Origin of the sequence: Streptomyces sp. XY006, from assembly GCF_002237655.1 — a bacterium.
In the GTDB taxonomy this organism is placed as follows: Bacteria; Actinomycetota; Actinomycetes; order Streptomycetales; family Streptomycetaceae; genus Streptomyces; species Streptomyces levis.
The window spans coordinates 58203-83020 of record NZ_NOKT01000028.1 but is presented as its reverse complement, the minus strand read 5'-3'; the positions used below and the strand labels follow the sequence as shown (position 1 = coordinate 83020).

The window sequence follows — 24818 nt, the reverse complement described above, 5'->3', positions numbered from 1 at the left end:
CCCCTGCGACCACTTCACGCCCACCCGGCCTCCGTATGCGACCGCTGTGCGACCGTGCCCTGTCGATGCGCGACTCCCCCTGACCGATCACGGCCCTACCCTCGACCAGAACTCGCGTATCCCTGCGGCCTGTTGAGGGCATGACGTCTCCAGCGCCCGCGCAACCTCGAGGAGGGGCACGTGCTTGAGCCCGCGTACCAGGCGGACGTGGTCGTCGTGGGGGCCGGGGTCGCCGGACTCTCGGCCGCGCACCGGCTGACCAGCGCAGGAGTGACGACCATGGTCCTGGAGGCCGCCCACGGTGTCGGCGGCCGCATGGCGACGGAGAAGATCGACGGCTTCCGGCTCGACCGGGTCGGCCAGTTGCTGTCCACGGCGTATCCGGAACTACGACTGACACCCGGTCTCGGCGGGCTGGCCCTGCGGCCCTTCGCGCCCGGTGTCCTGCTGCACGGCGACGGCCGCCACCACCGCGCGGGCGTCCAGCCCGGCGCAGGGGGCGCACGGGGCGCACTGCACGCGGTGCGCGCGCTGGCGAGCGCGCCCCGGTCGCCGTCCGCGCCCCGGCTCCCCAGGGCGCCCAGGAGGCCGGCGGCCGTGCCCGGCCGGCAGGTCTCCGTGCCGCGGAGCCGGTCCGGCGCCCCGCTCGGCACGCCCGTGGACCAGGCGCGGCTGGGCGCCGCGCTGACCCGGCTGGCGGGCACCCCGGCCGAACGGCTGCTGGCCCGGCCGGAGTTGCCCGCCGGTGAGGCCCTGGCGGCCCGCGGACTGCCCGCCCGTACGATCGACGGCTTCCTGCGCCCGCTGCTCGCCGCCCTGTTGTGCGACCCGGACCTGACGACGTCCAGCCGGTGCGCGGATCTGGCGCTGCGCGCCTTCGCGAGCGGCCGGCTGTGTGTGCCGGAGGGCGGTGCCGAGGCCCTGCCGGAGCGGCTGGCACAGATGCTCCCGGCGGGCACGGTCCGCACGGGCGTACGGGTCACGTCCGTGTCGACGACCTCGGTGACCACCGCGGAGCACGGCGAGATCCGGTGCCGGGCGGTGCTGGTGGCCACGGACGCCCGGGCCGCGGCCGAGCTCCTGCCCGGGCTGCGGGTGCCGGATTTCCACCCGGTGACGGTGGTGCACCACACGACCGACGAGCCGCCGGGGACGGGGGCGTCGCTGCTGCTCGACGCGGACCTGGGCGGACCGGTCGCGCACACGGCGGTGGTCAGCCGGGTCGACCCGACCCGGGCCCCGGCAGGACGGACGCTGGTGTCGTCGACCGTGCTGGGACGGCCGCCGGGGGACGTCGACACGGCCGTGCGGATGCATCTGGCCCGGCTGTACGGGGTGTCGACCGCGCGGTGGGAGACGCTGGCCGTGCACCACACCCCGCAGGCCGTGCCCGCGATGCGGCCGCCGCACGATCTGCGGCGGCCGGTGCGGTTGCTCGCGGGGCTGTACGTGTGCGGGGACCACCGGGACACCAGCACGGTGCAGGGGGCTCTGCACAGCGGGCACCGGGCTTCCGCGGCGATCCTGGCGGATCTGGGGGCGGGGCGGTCGATGCATGCCGCCGATCCGCTGCCGACCGTGCCGAGGGCCGCGTAGGCGCTTCCCCGGGTGCGGGTGCGCGGGGGCCGGCCGCGCCCACGCGGCGCGGCCGCACATCGACACGGCCCCGCGCCCCCGAGCCGGCTACCCCAGGGCCGCCACCTTGTCGCGGTAGCTGCGCACCGGCGCCGCGTCCTTGTACGGCTCCAGCCTGCGCTCGAAGTCCCGCACGTACTCCACCGCCCGCACCGAGCGCATCTCGGCCGCCTGGCCCGCCGCCTCCGCCGCCAGCTGGCAGGCCTGGTCGAGTTCGCCCAGGCCCAGGCGGGCGGTGGCGAGGACGACCCGGCAGAACAGGCGGCTGCGGGCGTAGGACGGGGCCCTCAGCTGCAGTGAGCGCTCGGCGTGCTGGGCGGCGGCGCGGAACTGCTGCAGATCGCGGTGGCAGTGGCCGAACTCGTCGGCGAGCTGGGCCTCGTCGAAGAACCTCGCCCAGTGCGGCACCTCGTCCCCGGGCCGGGCCGTCTCCAGGGCGCGCTCGGCGCGGACCAGGGCCGCCGTGCAGGCCCGGACCTCGCCGAGCACGCCGTGCCCGCGCGCCTCGGAGGCGTGCAGCAGGGCCTGGACGACGGGCGGGCCGGAGGTGCCGACACCCTGCTGGGCCACCCGGGCCAGCTGGACGGCCTCCCGCCCGTGCCCGAGGTAGACGGCCTGGCGGCTCATCGTGACCAGCACGTACGCCCCGAAGGCCCGGTCGCCCGCCGCCTGGGACAGCCGCAGTGCCTGCACGAAGTAGCGCTGGGCGAGCCCGTGCGCGGCGATGTCGTACGACGTCCAGCCGGCCAGCCGGGTCAGGTCGGCGGCGGCCGCGAAGAGGCGGCGGCCGGTCTGCTCGCCGTAGGTGCCGCGCAGCATGGGCTCGCACTCGTGCTCCAGGTAGCGCACGAGGGCCTGGCGGGCGTGGCCGCCGCCGTAGGCGTCGTCGAGCGTGCGGAACAGGTCGCCGACCGAGCGCAGGGCGGCGATGTCCCCGGCGGTGACCTTCTGGCCGGGTCCGCGCTCGGCCCCGCCGCGCTGGCGGGGCAGGACCGGCACACCCTGTTCGGCCGTGACCGGGAAGCGGGCGGCGGGGCGGCCCTGGGCCGGGATGCGGGCGGCGGGCTGCTCGCCCCGGGCGACCTTCTCGTCGGCCCGCCCGATCAGCCAGTCGCGGCTGGGCACGACGAGCCCGGCGGGAGTGAAGGCGATCTTGCGCAGCTCGGCGTGGCTGCCGGAGTCCTTGCGCCACAGCCCGCTGACGATGTCGACGGCCTCCTCGGGGGTCGCGGCGAACTCCAGGCCCGCGTAGACCGGGGCGCAGGCGTCCAGGCCGAGGTCCTGGGCGGTCAGGCGGCGGCCGAGGCGCCGGGTGAAGACCTCGGCGATCAGCGCCGGTGTGGTGCCGCGGGGCTGCTGGCCGCGCAGCCACCGGGTGACGGATGTCTTGTCGTATCTGAGGTCGAGCCCGTGTTCGAGACCGAGCTGGTCCACGCGACGGGCGAGTCCCGCGTTGGAGAACCCCGCTTCTGCGATGAGCGCGGCGAGCTGTCGGTTGGGGGTGCGCTGCGCGGGTCGTTCCGTCATCTGCGGTGCGGTCTCCTGCCTTCCGGCCTTCGTGATGTGCGCGGATTGCCTGTGAGCAGGCCTTATGCCTTGCTGGACGGCGCGAATGTAGCGGAGAGTAAGCACCCCATCACACATTTTCCCGGACATTCATCCGATCGTGTGAGGATTGACCCCGGGACTGACGCGCACGGGCCGGACGTACAGTGGCTTGGGCGCGATACGTGCCTTACACACCCGTTCGAGGGAGGCGCTTGCCGTGAGTGAGTTGCGGTTCGTCCGTATGGGGTTCGGTGACGAGGCCGTCGAGTACCAGGAGGCGTGGGACGAGCAGCGCCGGGTGCACGCGGCGCGCTTCGCCGACGAGATCCCCGACACCGTACTGCTCCTGGAGCACCCCCCGGTCTACACGGCAGGCCGGCGCACGGCGGACAACGAGCGGCCCCTCGACGGCACGCCGGTCGTCGACGTGGACCGCGGCGGCAAGATCACCTGGCACGGCCCCGGCCAGCTTGTCGGCTACCCGATCCAGAAGCTCCCGCGGCCCGTGGACGTCGTGGCCCACGTCCGCCGCCTCGAAGAGGCCCTGATCCGCACCTGCGCCGAGTTCGGCCTGGAGACCACCCGGGTCGAGGGCCGCAGCGGCGTGTGGGTGCTGGGCGACCCGGTCGAGCAGCGCCCGGCGCTCGGCGGCCTGTCGCTGGACTTCGACCCGCGCCTGCAGGACGAGGACTTCGACCCCCGGCTGAACGGCCCGGAGTACGCCCCGTCCAACGCGGGCCAGCGCCGGGAGGACCGCAAGATCGCGGCCATCGGCATCCGGGTCGCCAAGGGCGTCACCATGCACGGCTTCGCGCTCAACGTGAACCCCGACAACAAGTGGTTCGACCGGATCATCCCCTGCGGCATCCGCGACGCGGGCGTGGCCTCGCTGGCCGGCGAGCTCGGCCGGGACGTCACGATCGAGGAGGTCCTGCCGGTGGTGGAGCGGCACCTGCGGGACGTCCTGGAGAACGCCGAGCTGCGGCCCCGCGAGATCGAGAGGACGCCGGCGGCATAAAAGCGCCCGGGGAGGGGCTGACACCACACACAGGCATTCAAATCGACGGGCGTACCCTTGAGGACGCCGAAGAATCAAACGCTAGGGAGCCGGTCGTGTCCGCAGTCGCACCCGACGGACGCAAGATGCTGCGCCTGGAGGTCCGCAACAGCCAGACCCCCATCGAGCGCAAGCCCGAGTGGATCAAGACCCGGGCGAAAATGGGCCCCGAGTACACGAAGATGCAGAACCTCGTGAAGAGCGAGGGCCTGCACACGGTCTGCCAGGAAGCCGGCTGCCCGAACATCTACGAGTGCTGGGAGGACCGCGAGGCGACCTTCCTCATCGGCGGCGACCAGTGCACCCGGCGCTGCGACTTCTGCCAGATCGACACCGGCAAGCCCGAGGCGCTCGACCGTGACGAGCCCCGCCGCGTCGGCGAGTCCGTGGTCACGATGGACCTGAACTACGCCACGATCACCGGCGTCGCCCGCGACGACCTGGAGGACGGCGGCGCCTGGCTGTACGCGGAGACGGTCCGCCAGATCCACCAGCAGACCGCGGGCCGCGAGGGCGGCCACACCAAGGTCGAGCTGCTGGCCCCCGACTTCAACGCGATCCCCGAGCAGCTCGAAGAGGTCTTCTCCTCCCGCCCCGAGGTCTTCGCGCACAACGTCGAGACGGTCCCCCGGATCTTCAAGCGCATCCGCCCCGGCTTCCGCTACGAGCGCTCCCTGAAGGTCATCACCGAGGCGCGCGACTACGGCCTGGTCACGAAGTCGAACCTGATCCTCGGCATGGGCGAGACCCGCGAGGAGGTCAGCGACGCGCTGAAGCAGCTGCACGACGCGGGCTGCGAGCTGGTCACCATCACGCAGTACCTGCGCCCCTCCGTGCGGCACCACCCGGTGGAGCGCTGGGTCAAGCCGCAGGAGTTCGTGGAGCTGCAGCAGGAGGCCGAGCAGATCGGCTTCTCCGGTGTGATGTCCGGCCCGCTGGTGCGCTCCTCGTACCGCGCCGGGCGGCTGTACCGGATGGCCATGGAGCAGCGGGACGCGCGCATCGCGGCCCAGGCCGTCTGACGAACCGTCACCACCCCCTCCCCGTCCGGCCGGGGACAAGCGTGTGAATTCGCGCACAAGAGACTACCCGCCGGTAGCGACCGATATGACGCGGTCCCGACCGTCCTCGCAGATGAGGGCACACGTCGGGGCCGCGTCGGCGTTTCACCGCCCCCCGCCAGGGCTTCATGGGTGTTTGACCGGTCGGTCACGCCCTGGTAACACCAAACAGTGACGCTGGACTCACAGCACGTACACCCTGACCGAGGGGGGACCTCACCCATGCAGGCCGCGCCTGTTCGCGCCACCGCGATCCCGTCCTTCACGACCGCCCTGCGCGCCGTGGAGTCGCTGCTGATGAGCGGCGGTCAGCGCACCGCCCGTCGCAACGCCTGGACCTCCGTGCTGGAGGACCGCCGTCGCGCCAAGGACCGGGTCGAGGCGCAGCGCGTCCTCGAGCAGTCCCTTTCCCGGTCCGTCTCCGTCCGTCCCTGAGTCCGGGCCCTCCCCCACGGGGCCCCGGCGGACACTGCCGTCGTCCGCGCTTGTGCGGCCACGTAGACTTCGTGGCATGGCGAGGAAGGAAACCGCAGCGGACGCTGCGAACACCGGGCGACTGAAGCAGATCGCCCTTACCTACAAGATGACCCGCAGGGCCGACAAGAAGATCGGTCTTGTACTCGCGGCTGTCGGAATCGTCACCTTCGGTGTCTTCCTCGCGATCGGTTTCTTGATCGGTCACCCCATCTATCTCGGCATCCTGGGCCTCCTGCTCGCCTTCCTCGCGACGGCGATCGTGTTCGGGCGCCGGGCCGAGCGGGCCGCCTTCGGGCAGATGGAAGGCCAGCCCGGCGCCGCGGCGGCGGTGCTCGACAACATCGGCCGGGGGTGGACGACGACCCCCGCGGTGGCGATGAACCGCAACCAGGACGTGGTGCACCGCGCGGTCGGCAAGGCCGGCATCGTGCTGGTGGCCGAGGGCAACCCGAACCGGGTGAAGACCCTGCTGGCCGCCGAGAAGCGCAAGATGAACCGCATCGTCGCGGACGTCCCCGTGCACGACCTGGTCGTGGGCACGGGCGAGGGCCAGGTCGAGCTGAAGAAGCTGCGCACGACCATGCTGAAGCTGCCGCGCGTGCTGACCGGCCCCCAGGTCACCGCCACCAACGACCGGCTGCGCGCCCTCGGCGACCTGATGAGCAACATGCCGCTGCCGAAGGGACCGATGCCCAAGGGCATGCGGCTGCCGAAGGGCGGGCCCAAGGCCCGCTGACCCCGCACCCGTACGCGAGACGCCGAAGGGGCGCCCGGATCACTCCGGGCACCCCTTCGGCGTCTGTGCGGTGCGGTACGTCGGCGTATGTGCGGCGCGGTAGGCGACGTCGTCGCGACTGTGCGGCGCGGTACGGGACGTCCGCTGGATGCCGGCCTCGACTAGATACGGACCTCGACGGTGCCCGCGAGCCGGTCGTGCAGGCCGCGGCCGTCGCGGTCCCAGATCAGGGCCGGGATCGCCAGGAACAGCAGGACCGTGCGCAGGGCGGAGCGCCAGGGGCTGACGCGGCCGGTGTCCAGCGCGAGCACCCGCAGACCGAACAGGCGCTTGCCCGGGGTGAAGCCGACCGTACCGATCGTGAGCACCATCAGCGCGAACATGATGAGCGGCGCCCAGATCTGTGCCGCCTCGGTGTAGCTCTGGGTGATGAGGCCGTATGCGATCAGCAGGCTCAGGCCCCAGTCCACGGCGAGGGCGCCCAGACGGCGGCCCGGGCGGGCGATCGAGCCGGGCCCCTCCTCGGGCAGACCGAGCTGCTCGCCCCGGTATCCGAAGTCGACACCGGCCTCTTCCGCGGCCGCGCGGGGCCCGGAGAGCCACGATCCGAGTGCTTGCCTGTTGTCCACCCGTCCACGGTACTGCGCCCCGAATCGACCAGGGCAGGCCGGGGTGCGTCGGGGCTACGGTGGAGGGAGGTCCGGTTAACTTGTGCGAAACAAATGAGTCACGCCCGAGAAATCACCCGTCCCTAGGGTCGAGGTCAGCGTGTGCCACCCGCACTGGCCGCACGATCGATCTACCACCCCGGCGGGACGGTCGGGAGTAGGAGGAGCTGGATGTTCCAGAACGCCGACGAGGCCAAGAAGTTCATCGCGGACGAGGACGTCAAGTTCATCGACGTCCGCTTCTGCGACCTCCCGGGCGTGATGCAGCACTTCACGGTGCCTGCGGAGGCGTTCGACGCTGACGAGGAGCTCGCCTTCGACGGCTCCTCGATCCGGGGTTTCCAGGCCATTCACGAGTCCGACATGGCGCTGCGCGCGGACCTGTCGACCGCCCGGGTCGACCCGTTCCGCCGTGACAAGACGCTGAACATCAACTTCTTCATCCACGACCCGATCACGGGCGAGCAGTACTCCCGTGACCCGCGCAACGTGGCGAAGAAGGCCGAGGCCTACCTCGCCTCCACCGGGATCGCCGACACTGCGTACTTCGGCCCCGAGGCCGAGTTCTACGTCTTCGACTCCGTCCGCTTCGCGACCAGCGCGAACGAGTCCTTCTACCACATCGACTCCGAGGCGGGTGCCTGGAACACCGGCGCCCTGGAGGACAACCGTGGTTACAAGGTCCGGTACAAGGGCGGCTACTTCCCGGTCCCGCCGGTCGACCACTTCGCCGACCTGCGTGCCGAGATCTCCCTGGAGCTGGAGCGGGCCGGCCTGAAGGTCGAGCGCCAGCACCACGAGGTGGGCACCGCCGGCCAGGCCGAGATCAACTACAAGTTCAACACGCTGCTCGCCGCCGCCGACGACCTCCAGCTCTTCAAGTACATCGTGAAGAACGTGGCGTGGAAGAACGGCAAGACCGCGACCTTCATGCCGAAGCCGATCTTCGGTGACAACGGCTCGGGCATGCACGTCCACCAGTCGCTGTGGACCGGCGGCCAGCCCCTGTTCTACGACGAGGCCGGTTACGCGGGCCTGTCGGACACCGCCCGCTACTACATCGGCGGCATCCTCAAGCACGCTCCGTCGCTGCTGGCCTTCACCAACCCGACGGTGAACTCGTACCACCGCCTGGTGCCCGGCTTCGAGGCCCCGGTCAACCTGGTGTACTCGCAGCGCAACCGCTCCGCGGCCATGCGTATCCCGATCACGGGCTCGAACCCGAAGGCCAAGCGCGTCGAGTTCCGCGCGCCCGACTCCTCCGGCAACCCGTACCTGGCCTTCTCGGCGCTGCTGCTCGCGGGCCTGGACGGCATCAAGAACAAGATCGAGCCGGCCGAGCCGATCGACAAGGACCTCTACGAGCTGGCCCCCGAGGAGCACGCGGGCGTCCCGCAGGTCCCGACCTCGCTCCCGGCGGTCCTGGACTCGCTGGAGGCCGACCACGAGTTCCTCCTCCAGGGCGACGTGTTCACGCCGGACCTGATCGAGACGTGGATCGACTTCAAGCGCACGAACGAGATCGCGCCGCTGCAGCTGCGTCCGCACCCGCACGAGTTCGAGCTGTACTTCGACGTGTGATCGACGCCCGGTCGACGCCTGACCGGGGCGGATCGAACGTCCGTGCCCCCGCTGTGCCTCGCGCAGCGGGGGCGCGGGCGTTTGTTCTATTCTGTGGGCAGGACCACACGGGGGTGGAGCGGTGATGCCCGAGCACGAACAGGACGGCCAGGAGCGCGAGTTCGATCTCCGCTGGGCGGACGGCGCCGAGCACAAGGAGCCCTCCGCGCGGGCCCGGATGCTCGCCGCGCGGTGGAAGCACAACCCGCCCGGGCCCGTGCCGTTCCGGCCCGATCCGGAGCACGGACGGCCGCGCCGGCGGGCCGCGCGCTCGTCCTGGGTCTCGACGGCCGTGGTCCTCGGCAGCATGGCGGCACTGATCGTCCTGCTCGGCTACATCAACTTCCGCGCGCCTTGACAATTGACCGCCACTGCTGGAGTCCGCCCCCGTGAGCGACAGCGTGTACACAGGCAACGCGGACGAGGACGCCGCCCTGGACCGGGGGTGGATCCTCGGGCACTTCAAGGACGCGGGAGATCCACGGCACAGTGACGCCGTGGAGGTGAAGTGGGGCGTGCACCCCCGCGGGGACGAGCGGGCCGAGTGGGTGCGCGGTGAGGAGCGCACAGCGGTGCTCGTGCTGATCAGCGGGCGGTTCCGGGTCGAGTTGCCGGGGCGCAGCGTGGTGCTGGAGCGGCAGGGGGACTACGTCGTGTGGGGACCCGGTGTCGATCACTCCTGGTACGCGGAGGAGGAGTCGGTGGTGCTCACCGTGCGGTGGCCCTCCGTACCCGGGTACGCGGTGGCGGGCGGCGGCTGACGTCCCTGCCGGGCCCGGGGGCGGCCGGGAGCCGCCCCTGGCCGGTTTCCGGCTGATCTCCGTACGGGGTCGTGTCGCGTGAGTGAATGGCTGGATGAGTGAGCTGACTTCCGCCGCGGCGACCGGGGTCACGCGGGCCGGTGCCGTCCGAAACGACTTCGTCCGTACCGAGTTCTCGCACAGTGCCGACGGGGAGCGGCTCAGTGGGTGGTGGGTCGAGGGCCGGGGTGGCGGGTCCGTGGCGGTGACCGCCGTTCTGTTGCACGGGGCGGGTAGCGGGAGCAAGGAGCGCTTGTTGCCGCTGGTGGAGGAGTTCGCCGCCCAGGGATGCCGTGCCCTCGCCTTCGACTTCTCCGGGCACGGGCACAGCAGCGGCCTGCTGCGCGAACTCAGCCTGCGCCGCCGGCTCGACCAGGCCGTCTCCGTCATCGACGCCCACGGGGGCGCGCACGGGCCGCTGATCCTGGTCGGCTTCAGCATGAGCGGCCAGACGGTGGCCGACCTGGTGCGGCACTACGGGGACCGGGTCGCGGCCCTGGGGCTGTGCGCGCCGGCGGTGTACGCGGCCGAGGCGTGGGACGTGCCGTTCGGCGACGGGGACGGGCGGTTCAGCGAGCTCATCCGGCGCCCCGGGAGCTGGCGCGGATCGCCCGCGCTCGACGTGCTGCGGGCCTACCAGGGGCGGGCCGTGCTCGCGGTGCCCGGCACGGACGCGGTCATCCCGCCCGGCGTGACGGAGGCCGTCTCGGCGGCGCTGGCCCGGCGCGCGCAGTTCACCCACTGGGAACTGCCCGACGCGGAGCACCGGTTGGGCCCGTGGTTCCGTGACCACCCGGACGACCGGCGGGAGTTCGTCACGTCCCTGCTGGCCGGGCTCGGCGAGCAGGGCTGGGCGGCGACGCGCGCGTGGGTGGCCGGACGGCTCCCCGAGGGCCGCCGGGTCGTGGAGTCCGCCTTCCTGACGGGTGGCTGGAGCGCCCAGGTGCGGCGGCTCACCCTCGACGACGGCACCGCACTGGCGCTGCGGACCTTCGTGACGCCCTTCTTCCGGCGGCACGCGCCCGGGCTGCTGGCGCGCGAGGCGGACGTCCTCACCCTGCTGGCCGGGCAGGAGGGCGTGCCCGCGCCCCGGCTGATCGGCGTGGACGCGACCGCCGGCCACTGCGAGCATCCGTCCCTGCTGATGACCGTCGTGCCGGGGCGGGTCAGGGTGGACACCGCGGCGGATCTCGGCCGGCGTGTGGAGCTGCTGGCGGCCCAACTGGCCGCGATCCACCGGGTCGTTCCCGCGGAGCGGCCGCGCACGTACCAGGCGTGGACCTCACCGGAGCGGGTGAACGCGCCCGAGGGCGGGGTGTGGGAGCGGGCGGTGGACGTGATCCGCCGCGACCCTCCCCCGTACGAAGGCTGTTTCCTGCACCGGGACTTCCACCCGGGGAACGTGCTGTTCACGGGTTCGGGGGCCGGGCTGCGGATCAGCGGTGTCGTCGACTGGGTGGAGACCTCGTGGGGGCCCGCCGATCTGGACGTCGCCCACTGTTCAACGGCGCTCGCGCTGCTGTTCGGAGCGGAGTACGGCCTCGCCTTCCGGGAGCGTTACGAAAAGCAGGGCGGCCGGCGCCTGGCCGACGGCCCGGAGCATCTGTACTGGCGGCTGCTCGACGCGCTGGCCTACGCCCCGGACGCGGCGAAACTGGCGGGTCCGTGGCGGGAGCTCGGCCGGACCGATCTGACACCGGAGGTCCTCGGAGAGCGGCTGGAGGCGTATGTGACGGGGCTGCTGGAGCGGTACGTCTGAGAGGGCGGCGGGGTGGCGGGCCAGGCCGGGCCCGGGGCGCACGTTCCGGGGCGGTCATTGTCAGTGGTGACCGTGATGATGGGTCCGGTGCGGTCAGCGCGGTCGGCGCCGTGCGGGTGCTGCGGTCGGTTGCGGTCCGGAAAGGCGCGGCGAGGGAGCCAGGGAGGCCGGGATGGTGGCGGCGGAGCGGTACATCGGGGTGGCGGAGCGGCGGGCGCGGCTCGCGCTGCGGCACCGGCTGGCCGGACAGGCCGCGGCGGCCACGCCCGAGGAGGTCGCCGACGCGCTCGTCGCGCTGCACGGCACGGACCCGGCGACGGTGTACCTGGCCGTGGGGGCGCGGCTCGCGGACCCGTCGCACACGGTGCGGGAGACCGGTCGGGCGCTGTACGAGGACCGTTCCCTGGTGCGGATGCACGGCATGCGGCACACCGTGTTCGTGTTCCCGACGGCCCTGACCGCCGTCGTGCACGCCTCGACGGGCCTGGCCGTGGCCGCCCGGGAGCGGGCCGCGCTGCTCAAGCACATGGCGGCGGCCGGGGCGCCGGACGCGGCCTGGCTGAAGGAGGTCGAGGAGTCGACGCTGGCCGCCCTGGCCCGGCGCGGACAGGCGACGGCCGCCGAACTCGCCCGGGACGAGCCGCGGCTGAAGGAGCGGTTCGTCCACGGCGCCGGGAAGAGCTACGAGGGGGTGCACACGGTCTCCACCCGTCTGCTGAAGGTGCTGAGCGTGGAGGGGAAGGTCGTCCGCGGCCGGCCGCTCGGCTCCTGGACGTCCAGCCAGTTCCGCTGGGCCGTCGCGCCCACGCATCCGGAGCTGGACGCGGCCGGGGCCCAGGCCGGGCTGCTGGGGCGGTGGCTCGCCGCGTGCGGTCCGGCGACCGAGGCGGACCTGCGGTGGTGGACCGGGTGGCGGGTGAGCGAGGTGCGCAGGGCGCTGTCCGCGATCGGGGCGCGGCCGGTGTCGCTGGACGAGGGCACGGGCTATGTGACGCAGGACGACACCGGCCCGGCGCCGGAGCCGGACGAGCCCTGGGCCGCGCTGCTGCCCGGCCTCGACCCCACGGCCATGGGCTGGCAAGGGCGCGACTGGTACCTCGCGCCGGAGCTGCGGCCCGCGCTGTTCGACCGCAGCGGCAACGTCGGGCCGACGGTGTGGTGGAACGGGCGCGTGATCGGCGGCTGGGCCCAGCGGGCCGACGGGGAGATCGTCTGGCGGCTCCTCGACGAGGAGGGCGTCGGCCGGGAGACCCACACAGCCATCGAGGCGGCGGCGCAACGACTGACCGGCTGGCTGGGCCCGACGAGGATCACCCCTCGCTTCCGCACCCCACTGGAGAAACAGCTGGCGACGGGCTGAGCGGTCACATCGACACCCGGCGGCTGAGCGGCCGACTCGGCCTTCTGCGCGGCAACGGGTCCGCGCCCGGAGGGAACCGGCACGTCACCCCCCGGCGGGCTGCCGTACGTACACCCCCGACCGTGCCGCGATCGCCGCGGCCTGAGCCGCGCGGTCGGCCACCGCCTCGTCGAGCCGGCCGCCGCTGATGAGCAGGTGGTAGTAGAGCGGCGCGGAGACGGCACGGATCACCTCCTGCGCGTCCGTGCCCTCGGGCGCCTCGCCCCGCTCGACGGCCTGCCGGACGCAGGGGGCCCACTCGCGGACGCGGATGTCGTAGAACCGGTGCAGGGCCGCTGCCGTCCTCGCGTCGCCGGTCGCGGCGGCGATCAGCGCCTTGAACAGCGCCCCTTGCCGGGGATCCGTCAGAGTCCGGTGCACCAGCCGGGCGTTGGCGGTCAGGTCGCCGAGCAGGGAGCCGGTCTCGGTGCGCGGCGACGACTGCTCGGCCATGTCCGCCAGGAGGTCGGCCACCAGCCCGGTCACCGTCCCCCAGCGGCGGTAGACGGTCGTCTTGCCCACCCCGGCGCGGCGGGCGATGTCGGCCAGGTCCAGGCCGGTGAAGCCCTCCTCGGTCAGGGCGTCCTCGGCCGCCCGCAGCACCGCCTCCCGCACCCGCGCCGTACGCCCACCGGGCCGCAGCGTTCCCGGCTCGCCTCCGTCAGCCATAAACGGCACTCCTGTTCCATTAAGCGCTCTCCCCTGCTACTTTAGTGACCCCTAACGGAACCACAGACCCGTTAGAGCGACCGAGGAGGGTCCGTAATGGAATACAGGCGACTGGGCGCGTCCGGCCTCATGGTCCCCGCGCTGAGCTTCGGCGCCGGCACCTTCGGCGGACGGGGCCCGCTGTTCGGGGCGTGGGGCGCCACCGACGCGCGGGAGGCACGCCGTCTGGTGGACATCTGCCTGGACGCCGGCCTCACGATGTTCGACACCGCCGACGTCTACTCCGCCGGCGCCTCCGAGGAGGTGCTCGGCCAGGCGATCAAGGGCCGCCGGGACCAGGTGATCGTCTCCACGAAGACCGGTCTGCCGATGGGCGACGGCCCGGGCGACGCGGGCTCCTCGCGCTCCCGGCTGATCACCGCCTGCGAGGACGCCCTGCGCCGGCTGGGCACCGACCGCATCGACCTGTTCCAGTTGCACGCCTACGACGCCGGCACACCGGTCGAGGAGGTGCTGGACACCCTGGACACCCTCGTCCGGGCGGGCAAGGTGCGCTACACCGGCGTCTCCAACTTCTCCGGCTGGCAGCTGATGAAGTCCCTCGCGGCGGCGGACCGGCTCGGCCGCCCCCGCCCCGTCGCCCACCAGGTGTACTACTCCCTCGTCGGGCGCGACTACGAGTGGGAGCTGATGCCGCTCGCCCGGGACCAGGGCCTCGGCGCGCTCGTGTGGAGCCCGCTCGGATGGGGCCGCCTCACCGGCCGGGTCCGCCGCGGCACCCCGCTCCCGCCCGGCAGCCGCCTGCACAGCACCGCCGACTACGGCCCGCCGGTCGACGACGACCACCTCTACGGCGTGGTCGACGTGCTCGACGAGATCGCGCGGGAGACGGGCCGGGCCGTCCCGCAGATCGCACTCAACTGGCTGCTGCGCCGCCCCACCGTCTCGTCCGTCATCATCGGCGCCCGCGACGAACGGCAACTGCGCCAGAACCTCGGCGCCGTCGGCTGGAGCCTCACCCCCGAGCAGGTGGCGAGACTCGACGCGGCGAGCCACCGCCCGGCACCGTACCCGTACTTCCCCTACGAGCGCCAGGAGGGCTTCGCCCGGCTGAACCCGCCGCTGATCGCGGCCCCGGAACGGGCGGCATGAGCAAACGCCGGGCGGCATGAGGCGCCGACACGAGGAAGCGCCGGGCGTCCCGCCGCAGCGGGGCACCCGGCGCTCACGCACAGCGCCTCAGCGCGCGTAGCGCATGAACGCCCGCACCATGTGGCACGTCGTGTCCGACGGCGGGTGGACGCCGATCAGCTCCGCCGTGTCACGGATCGTCTCGTTGCGGGCCTGGTTCGGCATGTGGATGCCGGAGTCGAGCAGGGCGATGGCCAGCCGCATCGCCTTGAGACGGCGGTTGTGCGCCACGTACCACTCGCGGGGCCGGCCCGGCGGCAGCGGTCGCTTCTCCACGGGGGCGTACGGCAGGTCGAGCAGGACGGGACGCTTCGCGGTGGACTGGGTGGGCAACGGCTTCGGCTTCAGAGCGGCAGCGGGCACAGGCATCCTCCTGTCGCGGTCGGGCGGTCCGCCGAAGACGTCGGCGTCTTCGGCGCCACCCTCGAACACTGCTTACAGTTTACCTCCGGGCACTGACAACGGGCAGCCCGCGCAGGCTCACAAAATCCCTGTTCAGTGGGGGAATTGGCGGTCCGTCACGGCCGTTGCGGGAGGGGCGGACGAGTCGGCGGAAAATCGAACAGAGCCCGGGGCGCGTACGGTGAGCACCATGGAGATCTGGATCAACCCGGCCTGCTCGAAGTGCCGCAGTGCCGTGCAGCTGCTCGACGCCGAGGGCGCCGACTACACCGTCCGCCGCTACCTGGAGGACGTGCCGAGCGAGGACGAGATCCGCGGCGTCCTCGCGCGCCTCGGACTGGAACCCTGGGACATCACCCGGACGCAGGAGGCGGCCGCCAAGGAGCTCGGGCTCAAGGAGTGGCCGCGGGACGCCGGCGCGCGCGACCGGTGGATCAAGGCGCTCGCCGAGCACCCGAAGCTGATCCAGCGCCCGATCATCACCGCGGACGACGGCACGGCCGTGGTGGCCCGCACCGACGAGGCCGTGCGCGACGCGCTGGGCCGCTGACACCGGCCAACGACCGTGTGGCGCAGCTCACTTCAATGACTTCCGCAACCGCTGAGTAACCTCGTTCGGTATCTCGTACATAGCGGCGTACGCTCCCCTACCTCTTCAGGAGGCGCGCATGTCGCGCAGGAGAACTCTCGGCACGAAGAAGAAGATCGCGCTCCTCGTGAGCGCGGCGACGGTGGCGGGAGGCGGGGCCTTCGTCATGGCGAGCACGTCGAACGCCGCGCCGACTCCCAAGTCGGCGTCGGAATCGACGGTCTGTCTGGGTCTCGCCACCGCCCTGGGCAACAACCAGAAGTTCATCGCGGACCAGCGGGCCAACCCGGACGCCCAGTCCGAGGCCAGGATCGCCAACCGTGAGGCGGTCGTCGCGGAGATCAAGCGCAAGCAGGAGGCGTCGGGCTGCGTGGTGGGGGAGTCGGCTCAGGACTCCCAGGCCACGCAGCCGGCGCAGCCCGCCCAGCCGTCGGCTCCGGCGGCCTCCGCCCCGGCGGCCTCGGCCCCGGCCTCCCCGCCCGCCGCGTCCGCCCCGGCGGGCAATGCCGGCGGTGGCGGGGCGGCCGCCGGGCAGCAGGTGTGCAACGGCTCCACGGTCACGCTCTCCGGCGAGGGCGGTGCGCCCGCCGCGTCCAGCAACCAGTTCCCGGCCGGCACGAAGCTGAAGGTCACCAACCTGGACAACAACAAGTCCACGACGGTGGAGGTCACTTCGGTCTCCGGCAGCTGTGTGCTGCTCAACAACGCGGCCTTCGAACAGGTCCGTGAGCCCGGCAAGTTCCTGATCCGCCGGGCCGTGATCGAGAAGGTGGGGTGAGGCCGGACGGTCGATCGAACCACTGAGGCGGCGGCCACCCCCTCGGCCGCCCCTCGTACGTGTCAGGGTCCTGCCGCTCCCGGCCAGGAGTGGCAGGACCGGCACGTCGGGGCCGCGCGGCGGCGCTCACCGGCTGGACGGAGGGGAGCCGGTGAGCCGCCCCGCCCCCGCCCCTTCCGCGGAGGGAAACGCCCTCACAGCGTGAGATCGGGCACAGGGTGACCAGGTAACACGGGGTTCACATTCGAGCAATGGCCGGGAAATCGCCCGTTGCGAGGCTGCCGGGCAGCACCGCGCGGCGTTTCAGTGCCGCAGCGCCGCAGCACCCGCGATACGCGCCCAGACACACCCCCGAAGGATGTGGCCCGTGACCTTCAAGGCTGAGTACATCTGGATCGACGGCACCGAGCCGACGGCCAAACTGCGTTCCAAGACCAAGATCATCGCGGGCTCCCCCGCCGGTCTCGACGCGCTGCCGGTCTGGGGCTTCGACGGGTCCTCCACCAACCAGGCCGAGGGGCACTCCTCGGACTGCGTGCTCAAGCCGGTCTTCACCTGCCCGGACCCGATCCGCGGCGGCGACGACGTACTGGTGCTGTGCGAGGTGCTGAACATCGACCTCACCCCGCACCCGAGCAACACGCGGGCCGCGCTGGCCGAGGTGGCGGAGAAGTTCGCGGCGCAGGAGCCGATCTTCGGCATCGAGCAGGAGTACACGTTCTTCAAGGACGGCTACCCGCTCGGCTTCCCCAAGGGCGGCTTCCCGGCCCCGCAGGGCGGCTACTACTGCGGCGTCGGCGCGGACGAGATCTTCGGCCGTGACGTCGTCGAGGCCCACCTCGACAACTGTCTGAAGGCCGGCCTCGGTCTGTCCGGCATCAACGCCGAGGTCATGCCCGGCCAGTGGGAGTTCCAGGTCGGCCCGCTGTCCCCGCTGGAGGTCTCGGACCAGCTGTGGGTGGCCCGCTGGCTGCTCTACCGCACCGCCGAGGACTTCGACATCGCCGCCACCCTCGACCCCAAGCCGGTCAAGGGCGACTGGAACGGCGCCGGCGCGCACACCAACTTCTCCACCAAGGCGATGCGCGAGGGCTACGACGCGATCATCACCGCGTGCGAGTCGCTCGGTGAGGGCTCCAAGCCGCTGGACCACGTCAAGAACTACGGCGCCGGCATCGACGACCGCCTGACCGGCCTGCACGAGACCGCCCCGTGGGACAAGTTCTCCTACGGCGTCTCGGACCGCGGCGCCTCGGTCCGCATCCCGTGGCAGGTCGAGAAGGACGGCAAGGGCTACATCGAGGACCGCCGTCCCAACGCCAACGTCGACCCGTACGTGGTGACCCGCCTGATCGTCGACACCTGCTGCACGGCGCTGGAGAAGGCCGGCCAGGTCTGATCCGCCCGCACGGCCCGCGCAGGGGGCGCCCACCGTTGACGGTGGGCGCCCCCTCGCCGTTGCCGCCGCGCGAACGGCCGGCGGGGTGACGCAGCCGACAGCGGCTCGATGTCCAAGCAGTGAGAGAAGGGTCCCGGCAGTCGGCCCCCGTCTGCTTCAATGGGCTCATGGCCAGCTACCAGAAGAACGCCGCGACGGGTCGCCATGACCTCGAGCCCTTCTGGCCTTCCCGTCAGCACCACGACTTCGACCGGGTGTGTTGCCGCGCGACGAACGCGCCGGCCCTCTAAAGCCGTACACCCCGGCCTTCGGCCAGCGCGAACCGCGTACGTCCTCGGCGAGCCCGACCACGAACTCGCGGCCGTCGACCTCCCGACGAACTCCTCGCGCGAAAGAGCTGACCTCTCATGGCGACCACTCGTTCCCTGTCCACCGCCACCCTCGACTCCCCCGCCCCGCACGCCCCCCGGCACCGGCTGCGCGCCGTCGACCGGGACGAGGTGGTGACGGTCGCGGATCTGCTGCCGCCCGGCGCCACCTGGCTGCCGGCTCCCCCGCACACCCTGCCGACGCTGCCCGGGCAGCCGCCGATGATCGGCTACCTGGTGCTCGTCCCCGCCGACCAGCAGCCCCCGTTCCCGGTGGCGGTGCCCGACCGTCCCGCGACGACGACCGGCCCCGGGGCCGAGCCGGGCGGCGAGCCGCTGATCCGGGTCGACACCGTGCAGCGCACCGCCGAGGTGGCCGGGCGGCCGCTCGACCTCACGTACCTGGAGTTCGAGCTCCTCGCGCACCTGGTGGCCCACCCGGGCCGGGTGCACACCCGTGACCAGTTGGTCGGCACCGTGTGGGGCTACGGCCACGTGGGCGACGGCCGCACGGTCGACGTCCACGTCGCCCGCCTGCGCCGCAAGCTGGGCGCGGAGCACCGCGACACCATCCGCACGGTGCGCCGCGTCGGCTACAAGTACGTGCCGCCGACGGAGGGGTGAACCGGCCTCTGCCGACAGCAGATTCCCGTTCCGTCCCCTCGCCGCACCGGGCAGAGTCCTCGGCATGAGACTTCTGGTGCTGGGTGGTACGGAGTTCGCGGGGCGGGCCGTCGTGGAGGCGGCGCTCGCGCGGGGCTGGGAGGTGACCGTCTTCCACCGGGGACGGCACGAGGCTCCACCGGGCGTGCGGTCGCTGCACGGCGACCGCACCGCGCCCGGCGGGCTCGCCGCCCTGGCCGGGGACGCGGGCGCGTGGGACGCCGTCGTCGACACCTGGTCGGCGGCGCCCCGGGCCGTACGGGACGCGGCGCGGCTGCTGCGGGACCGCGCCGGCCGGTACGTGTACGTGTCGAGCTGCTCGGTGTACGCCTGGGCGCCGCCCGCCGGGTACGGCGAGGACGCGCCGGTGGTGGAGGGCGCGTCGGCCGACGCCGGGCAGACCGACTACGCCCGGGACAAGCGGGGCGGCGAGCTGGCCGTGCTGGACGCGTTCGGCCCGGACCGGTCGGTGTTCGTGCGGGCCGGGCTGATCCTCGGCCCGTACGAGAACGTCGGCCGCCTGCCGTGGTGGCTGGCCCGGACGGCCCGCGGCGGCCCGGTCCTCGCGCCGGGGCCGCGGGAGCTCCCCCTGCAGTACATCGACGTCCGGGACCTGGCCGAGTGGATCCTCGGCGCGGCGCAGCAGGGGCTGAGCGGGCCGTACAACCTGATCGGTCCCCAGGGGCACGCCACCATGGGCACGCTCCTGGACGCCTGCGCGCGGGTCACCGGCGGTGCGGCCGAACTCCGGTGGACCGAGCCCGGGGTGATCGTGGAGGCGGGCATCGAACCGTGGACCCAGCTGCCGGTGTGGGTGCCGCCGGGCAGCGACCTGCACGACGCCCTGCACAGCGCCGACGTCTCCCGGGCCCTGGCGACGGGTCTGCGCTGCCGGCCCGTCGAGGAGACCGTGGCCGACACCTGGAGCTGGCTGCGCTCCATCGGCGGGGTCGCGCCGCAGCGGCCGGACCGGACGGTGAAGGGACTGGACCCGGAGGTGGAGGCGAAGGTGCTCGCGGCGGGCGCGGGGTCCTGATCCACCGGCCGATGCCCGCCGGGGGGTGGAGGTAGCACCACCCCCCGGCCGGGTGTCCGGCCCCGTGACCTCGCTTCCCCGCTCGACCAGACTGAACGCCATGACCATCGACACGAAGAACGGCGACGTGCGCACGGCGGGGCGGAACATCGGGCTCGCCGCGGTGCGGGGGCTGGCCCTGGCCCTGATCTCCCTGCCGGGGGCGGTGCTCTGCTTCTGCCTGGCCGCGCTCTCCATCGGGCTCATACCGATCGGGATCGGGCTGGTCACGACGCCGTACGTGCTCACGGGGGTGCGGGCGTTCGCCAACGGGCGGCGGGTGCTCGCGGCCGAGTGGGGCGGGGTGCGGATCCCCCCGGCGTACCGGCCGCTGCCGAAGGACGCCAACCCGTGGGCGCGCACCTTCGGGATGCTGGGCGACCCGGCGACCTGGCGGGACCTGCGGTGGCTGCCGGTCGACATGACCGCGGGGTTCTTCACGGCCCTGCTGCCGGCGGTGCTGCTGCTCTACCCGCTGGAGGGCTTCGCGCTCGCCCTCGGGCTGTGGCGGGTCTTCCCCGACGGGTACTGGTACGGGTTCGTGCCGGTCACCGGGCAGGCGTCCGCCTTCGGCGCGGCGGCGCTCGGCCTGGTCCTGCTGTTCCTCGCGCACTTCTTCACCCCGCGCCTGCTGCGGATCCACTTCCGGCTCACCCGGGCGGTGCTCGGCGGCGACCAGGAACAGCTGGCCGAGCGGGTGCGGGTGCTGACCGAGACGCGGCGGGACGCGGTCGACGCCTCCGCGGCCGAACTGCGGCGCATCGAGCGGGATCTGCACGACGGGGCACAGGCCCGGCTGGTCGCCGTCGGCATGGACCTCGGCACCATCGAAGCGCTTCTCGACAAGGACCCGGACCGGGCCAAGGAGCTGATCGCGCAGGCCCGGAAGTCCTCGGTGGAGGCCCTGACCGAGCTGCGCGAGCTGGTGCGCGGCATCCACCCGCCGGTGCTCGCCGAGCGGGGTCTCGGCGACGCCGTCCGGGCGCTGGCCCTGCGGCTGCCGGTGGTCACCGAGGTGAGCGTGGACCTGCCGGGGCGGGCGGAGGCACCCGTGGAGTCGGCCGCGTACTTCGCCGTCAGCGAGGTGCTCACCAACGCCGTGAAGCACTCCGGCGCGGACCGGATCTGGGTCGACCTGCACCAGGCGGACGGCAGGCTGCGGGCGACCGTGACGGACAACGGCAGGGGCGGCGCGGTGATCGAACCCGGTTCGGGCCTGGCGGGGGTCGAGCGGCGACTGGGTACATTCGACGGCGTCCTGGCCGTCAGCAGCCCCGCGGGCGGCCCCACCATGGTCACCATGGAGATCCCTTGCGCGTAGTCCTCGCCGAAGACCTGTTCCTGCTGCGCGACGGGCTCGTCCGGCTGCTGCAGGCGCACGGCTTCGAGATCGCGGCGGCCGTCGAGTCCGGGCCCGAACTGGCCGCCGCGCTGGCCGAACTGGACCCGGACGTCGCCGTGGTCGACGTGCGCCTGCCGCCCACGCACACCGACGAGGGCCTGCAGTGCGCGCTCGACGCCCGCCGCGAGCGGCCCGGGCTGCCCGTACTGGTCCTCTCCCAGCACGTGGAGCAGCTGTACGCCCGCGAGCTGCTCGCCGACGGCAGCGGCGCCGTGGGCTATCTGCTGAAGGACCGGGTGTTCGACGCCGAGCAGTTCGTGGACGCGGTGCGCCGGGTGGCGGGCGGGGGGACGGCGATGGATCCGCAGGTCATCCAGCAGCTGCTGGCGCGGCAGTCGGGCGGCGACCGGCCGCTGGCGCGGCTGACGCCCCGGGAGCTGGAGGTGCTGGAGCTGATGGCGCAGGGCCGGTCCAACGCGGCGATCGCCGGGAAGCTGGTCGTGACGGAACGGGCCATCGCCAAACACACCGCGAACATCTTCGCCAAACTGGGCCTTGAGGTCTCGGACGACGACAACCGGCGCGTGCTGGCGGTTCTCGCGTATCTCGACCACGGCCGGTGAAACCGGACCCGCCCGTGCACCGACGGTGCGGGATCAACAACTCCCGGTACTTCAGGGGCTGTTGAGGGCACAGGGTCCACACGAATCTCGCATCAATTTCCGAGACCTCTGAACACCCGTGGGACGGCCTCCGTATGGAAGGGAGCCGCTTCACTCCTGTCGGGCGCCTCGATGCCCCCGAAAAAGGAAGTCAGAGGAGTTCCATGGGACGCAACACAAGAAAACGCCGTACGCCGCTGGCCACCAAGGCCATAGCCGCATCGGCGGCCCTAGCGCTCGGTGGGGGCGGGCTGATCTGGGCAAACTTCTACGCATCGGCGCACGAGGAGAACTCGGCGAACCAGACGAAGTCCGCGGGCGCGCAGATCGCCACGATCCAGTGCCCGGACGTCGGCCAGAAACTGACCAACGTGCCGAAGCGCGCCCGGCGGGGGGTGGACCGGGAACTGGCGAACCTCGACAAGCAGATCAGCGAGGCGTACTCGCGGCTCGCCTCCACGCGTCAGGCCCAGGCCGGTGACCCCGGCTTCGTCGACAACGCCATCCTCGGGCCGCTGAAGTCGAAGCGGACCGCGGCTCTGGACCGGATCGGCATCAACATCCGGCGGGTGGGCGGCAAGGCACCGTTCAACCTCGCCAAGCTGGCCCGGTGCCGGGGCATGGCCGCCGACGCCAACACCAACGACGGCAACGCCGGGGGCGGCCAGAACGACGGCGGTCAGAACAACGACGGCCAGAACCAGGACCAGAACAACGGCGGTCAGGACCAGGGACAGAACAACGGCGGTCAGGACAACGGCCAGGGCGGCAACGGAGGCAACGGCGGTCAGGCCGGCAACGGCCCGGCGGCGGCGGACTTCGTCAACATCGAGGACGTCCAGCCCAACTCCCGCAACCTGCCCAACGGCCTCGCCGCGAACGGCGACGGCGGCTCCACCGGCTCGTTCACCACGAACTGCGGCACCAACGAGAACGAGAACCGCAACTCCGACAACGTGATCGTGGCGCCGGGCGTCTCCAACGGCGCGCAGCACCAGCACGACTACGTCGGCAACCAGAGCAACAACGCCTTCGCGAGCGACGAGGACCTGGCCAACGCCCAGACCACCTGCCAGAACCAGGGCGACAAGTCCTCGTACTTCTGGCCGGTCCTGCGCATCCAGGACGGCTCGCAGGACATCGACCAGGGTCAGCCCGGTGGTGGCCAGGACGGCAACGTCGGCAAGATCGTCGAGCCGGCCGAGGCGCAGCTGAAGTTCGTCGGCAACCGCACCAGCGACGTCGTCGCCATGCCGAAGGCCCTGCGCATCATCACCGGTGACGCCAAGTCCTTCACCAACGGCCTGAACAACGCCAACACCTCCTGGAGCTGCACCGGCTTCGAGGACCGGCAGGTGACGGACAAGTACCCGATCTGCCCCCAGGGCAGCTCCGTGGTGCGCACGTCCAACTTCCAGAGCTGCTGGGACGGCCAGAACATCGACAGCGCCAACCACCGCACCCACGTGGACTTCGTGGAGGCGGACGGCACCTGCTCGAACGGCTTCCAGGCCATCCCCCAGCTCCAGGTCCGGCTGGTCTACGACGTCCAGGCGCCGCAGATAAACAACGGGCAGGTGCAGAACGCCTTCGCGGTGGACTCCTTCCCGGAGCAGCTGCACAAGCCGATCACCGACCACAACGACTTCATCAACTTCTTCGACGAGGACGTGATGAACGAGATGGTCCAGTGCATCAACAACGGCGAGGACTGCCAGTAGTCCGCACCCGGTGAGAACCGCGAAAAGCCGGCGGTGGGAATTCCCACCGCCGGCTTTTCGCTCGTTCCGGAATTCCCCCGGTCAGCCGTGATGGCTGCCGCTGTTGTGGCTGCCGCCGGGGTTCATGTGCTCGGAGCCCTCCTCCATGGTCCCGCCGAGCGTGCCCTGCAGCGCGGTCACCGTCTTCTGCTGGCCGACGGCGACCCACTTGCGGCCGACGAGGTAGTAGCCGCCGTAGTCCTTCGCGCTGTTGAGCCACTCGCGCTGGCCGCGGTCGGTGGCGAAGGTGGCGAGGATGTACTTCTCCTCGCCCTTCTTGCAGATGGCCTGACGGATGGTGTCGGCGTCGGTCTGCATGTTCGGCTTGCACTCGGCCTCGGCAGCGATGTGCTCCAGGCTGCCGGTCACCGCCTCGGGCACGGCCGCCTCGTGTCCGCCGCCGGATCCGCAGCCGGCCAGCGTCAGTATCGCCACCGCGCCGCTCAGCGCGAGCATCGGTCGGGTCACCCTCATCTGTTCCTCCGGTCCTTGTCACGGCACGGTCCGGACGCATGCCGCACGGAGCCCTGGCACGAGGCTCTCCCCTTCGATACGGCCGCGGGGCCCGGACTGCTCAAAATTCCGCTGCCCCGGTGGGCACGGGCGTGCGAGGGTGGGCCGGTGAACCAGGACTGGGAAGAGCGCGTGGCCGCCCTGTGGGCCCGTTTCGACGACTACGCCGAGACGGCCGAGGAGGAGTCCCGCTTCCGCGCCGACGTCGACGCCCTCGTGGCGGAGCTGCCCGCGGACAGCCCGCTGGGCCCGTTCGAGCAGGCCTGCGCCTGGGACTCGACCGGCCACTCGGACCGGGCGGTCCCGCTGTACCGGGAGGCGCTGGCCCGGGGTCTGGCCGACGTCAGCCGCTACAAGACCCGCCGGACGAAGATCCAGCTGGCCAGCTCCCTGCGGAACATCGGGCGGGCCGAGGAGGGCGTCGAGCTGCTCGAAGCCGAGCTCGACGCCCCGTCCGACGAGCTGGACGACGCCGTGCGGGCCTGCCTCGCCCTGTGTCTGTCCGGCCTCGGCCGCGACCGCGAGGGCCTGTCGCTGGTCCTGGGCGCCCTCGCCCCTCATCTGCCGCGCTACCAGCGGTCGATGGCGAACTACGCCCGGCTGCTCGTCGAGCCCGCGCAGCGGCCCGGGGCCTGAACGCCCCCGTG

26 protein-coding genes are annotated in these 24818 nt (G+C 72.3%); 21 read left to right on the top strand and 5 right to left on the bottom strand.

Annotation, left to right across the window (positions count from 1 at the left end; translation table 11 throughout):
* Positions 1–180: 180 nt before the first annotated feature.
* Positions 181–1596: an NAD(P)/FAD-dependent oxidoreductase gene (locus tag CHR28_RS28605; RefSeq protein ID WP_094056595.1), complete on the top strand. Its 1416-nt coding sequence runs from the start codon at positions 181–183 to the stop codon at positions 1594–1596.
* Positions 1597–1683: 87 nt separating this feature from the next.
* Here the strand turns inward: CHR28_RS28605 and CHR28_RS28600 are convergent, their stop codons facing one another.
* The gene (locus CHR28_RS28600) at positions 1684–3162 is read right to left on the bottom strand and encodes a regulator (protein ID WP_094056594.1); all 1479 of its coding nucleotides are present in this window, start codon (positions 3160–3162) and stop codon (positions 1684–1686) included.
* A gap of 238 nt (positions 3163–3400) precedes the next feature.
* Between CHR28_RS28600 and lipB the strand changes: the two genes are divergently transcribed.
* The 4 genes from lipB (at position 3401) to CHR28_RS28580 (ending at position 6514) form a co-directional block, all read left to right on the top strand.
* Complete coding sequence (lipB, locus tag CHR28_RS28595; protein ID WP_094056593.1) at positions 3401–4201, top strand: lipoyl(octanoyl) transferase LipB; 801 nt, start codon at positions 3401–3403, stop codon at positions 4199–4201.
* Positions 4202–4296: 95 nt separating this feature from the next.
* Positions 4297–5262, top strand: a complete 966-nt coding sequence (gene lipA / locus CHR28_RS28590) for a lipoyl synthase (RefSeq protein WP_094056592.1) — start codon at positions 4297–4299, stop codon at positions 5260–5262.
* A gap of 261 nt (positions 5263–5523) precedes the next feature.
* Positions 5524–5736 (top strand): SCO2195 family GlnR-regulated protein, encoded by a 213-nt coding sequence (locus CHR28_RS28585; RefSeq protein ID WP_094056591.1) that lies wholly within the window; start codon positions 5524–5526, stop codon positions 5734–5736.
* A gap of 76 nt (positions 5737–5812) precedes the next feature.
* On the top strand, positions 5813–6514 hold the full coding sequence (locus CHR28_RS28580; protein ID WP_094056590.1) for a DUF4191 domain-containing protein: 702 nt from the start codon (positions 5813–5815) through the stop codon (positions 6512–6514).
* 161 nt (positions 6515–6675) lie between these two features.
* On the opposite strand, the gene CHR28_RS28575 is transcribed toward CHR28_RS28580, so the two are convergent.
* The gene (locus CHR28_RS28575; RefSeq protein WP_094056589.1) at positions 6676–7143 is read right to left on the bottom strand and encodes an RDD family protein; all 468 of its coding nucleotides are present in this window, start codon (positions 7141–7143) and stop codon (positions 6676–6678) included.
* Between the two features lie 210 nt (positions 7144–7353).
* On the opposite strand from CHR28_RS28575, the gene glnA reads away from it, so the two are divergent.
* The 5 genes from glnA to CHR28_RS28550 all read left to right on the top strand — a co-directional run bounded on the left by glnA (position 7354) and on the right by CHR28_RS28550 (position 12721).
* Positions 7354–8763, top strand: coding sequence for a type I glutamate--ammonia ligase (glnA, locus tag CHR28_RS28570; RefSeq protein WP_094056588.1), 1410 nt, complete (start codon positions 7354–7356; stop codon positions 8761–8763).
* Positions 8764–8887: 124 nt separating this feature from the next.
* Positions 8888–9160: an SCO2583/SCO2584 N-terminal domain-containing protein gene (locus CHR28_RS28565; protein ID WP_094056587.1), complete on the top strand. Its 273-nt coding sequence runs from the start codon at positions 8888–8890 to the stop codon at positions 9158–9160.
* Between the two features lie 31 nt (positions 9161–9191).
* Positions 9192–9563, top strand: coding sequence for a signal peptidase I (locus CHR28_RS28560; RefSeq protein WP_094056586.1), 372 nt, complete (start codon positions 9192–9194; stop codon positions 9561–9563).
* 94 nt (positions 9564–9657) lie between these two features.
* A complete protein-coding gene (locus CHR28_RS28555; RefSeq protein ID WP_094056585.1) occupies positions 9658–11361 on the top strand; it encodes an alpha/beta fold hydrolase in 1704 nt (567 codons plus the stop codon).
* A gap of 172 nt (positions 11362–11533) precedes the next feature.
* Positions 11534–12721, top strand: coding sequence for a winged helix DNA-binding domain-containing protein (locus CHR28_RS28550; protein WP_094056584.1), 1188 nt, complete (start codon positions 11534–11536; stop codon positions 12719–12721).
* An 84-nt stretch (positions 12722–12805) separates the two neighbouring features.
* On the opposite strand, the gene CHR28_RS28545 is transcribed toward CHR28_RS28550, so the two are convergent.
* Positions 12806–13429, bottom strand: coding sequence for a TetR/AcrR family transcriptional regulator (locus tag CHR28_RS28545; RefSeq protein ID WP_094056583.1), 624 nt, complete (start codon positions 13427–13429; stop codon positions 12806–12808).
* Positions 13430–13525: 96 nt separating this feature from the next.
* On the opposite strand from CHR28_RS28545, the gene CHR28_RS28540 reads away from it, so the two are divergent.
* A complete protein-coding gene (locus CHR28_RS28540; RefSeq protein WP_094056582.1) occupies positions 13526–14581 on the top strand; it encodes an aldo/keto reductase in 1056 nt (351 codons plus the stop codon).
* Positions 14582–14668: 87 nt separating this feature from the next.
* On the opposite strand, the gene CHR28_RS28535 is transcribed toward CHR28_RS28540, so the two are convergent.
* Positions 14669–14983, bottom strand: a complete 315-nt coding sequence (locus CHR28_RS28535) for a hypothetical protein (RefSeq protein ID WP_094056631.1) — start codon at positions 14981–14983, stop codon at positions 14669–14671.
* Positions 14984–15212: 229 nt separating this feature from the next.
* On the opposite strand from CHR28_RS28535, the gene CHR28_RS28530 reads away from it, so the two are divergent.
* From CHR28_RS28530 to CHR28_RS28490, 9 genes are all read left to right on the top strand, one after another.
* Entirely contained in the window at positions 15213–15572 is a 360-nt protein-coding gene (locus CHR28_RS28530) for an arsenate reductase family protein (protein ID WP_094056581.1), read from the top strand.
* A 118-nt stretch (positions 15573–15690) separates the two neighbouring features.
* On the top strand, positions 15691–16389 hold the full coding sequence (locus CHR28_RS28525) for a hypothetical protein (protein ID WP_094056580.1): 699 nt from the start codon (positions 15691–15693) through the stop codon (positions 16387–16389).
* Positions 16390–16756: 367 nt separating this feature from the next.
* Complete coding sequence (gene glnII, locus CHR28_RS28520) at positions 16757–17788, top strand: glutamine synthetase (RefSeq protein WP_094056579.1); 1032 nt, start codon at positions 16757–16759, stop codon at positions 17786–17788.
* Positions 17789–17955: 167 nt separating this feature from the next.
* Positions 17956–18078 (top strand): hypothetical protein, encoded by a 123-nt coding sequence (locus tag CHR28_RS38565; RefSeq protein ID WP_094056630.1) that lies wholly within the window; start codon positions 17956–17958, stop codon positions 18076–18078.
* A 117-nt stretch (positions 18079–18195) separates the two neighbouring features.
* Positions 18196–18780, top strand: coding sequence for a winged helix-turn-helix domain-containing protein (locus CHR28_RS28510; RefSeq protein WP_094056578.1), 585 nt, complete (start codon positions 18196–18198; stop codon positions 18778–18780).
* A gap of 64 nt (positions 18781–18844) precedes the next feature.
* Positions 18845–19855, top strand: a complete 1011-nt coding sequence (locus CHR28_RS28505) for an SDR family oxidoreductase (protein WP_094056577.1) — start codon at positions 18845–18847, stop codon at positions 19853–19855.
* Between the two features lie 100 nt (positions 19856–19955).
* Positions 19956–21215, top strand: coding sequence for a sensor histidine kinase (locus CHR28_RS28500; RefSeq protein WP_094056576.1), 1260 nt, complete (start codon positions 19956–19958; stop codon positions 21213–21215).
* The gene (locus CHR28_RS28495; protein ID WP_094056575.1) at positions 21206–21859 is read left to right on the top strand and encodes a response regulator transcription factor; all 654 of its coding nucleotides are present in this window, start codon (positions 21206–21208) and stop codon (positions 21857–21859) included. The genes CHR28_RS28500 and CHR28_RS28495 overlap by 10 nt, the downstream gene beginning before the upstream one ends.
* Before the next feature lie 203 nt (positions 21860–22062).
* Positions 22063–23619, top strand: a complete 1557-nt coding sequence (locus CHR28_RS28490; RefSeq protein WP_094056574.1) for a DUF1996 domain-containing protein — start codon at positions 22063–22065, stop codon at positions 23617–23619.
* An 81-nt stretch (positions 23620–23700) separates the two neighbouring features.
* Here the strand turns inward: CHR28_RS28490 and CHR28_RS28485 are convergent, their stop codons facing one another.
* Positions 23701–24132 (bottom strand): hypothetical protein, encoded by a 432-nt coding sequence (locus tag CHR28_RS28485; protein ID WP_179272590.1) that lies wholly within the window; start codon positions 24130–24132, stop codon positions 23701–23703.
* Between the two features lie 147 nt (positions 24133–24279).
* On the opposite strand from CHR28_RS28485, the gene CHR28_RS28480 reads away from it, so the two are divergent.
* The gene (locus CHR28_RS28480; protein ID WP_094056573.1) at positions 24280–24807 is read left to right on the top strand and encodes a tetratricopeptide repeat protein; all 528 of its coding nucleotides are present in this window, start codon (positions 24280–24282) and stop codon (positions 24805–24807) included.
* Positions 24808–24818 lie beyond the last annotated feature (11 nt).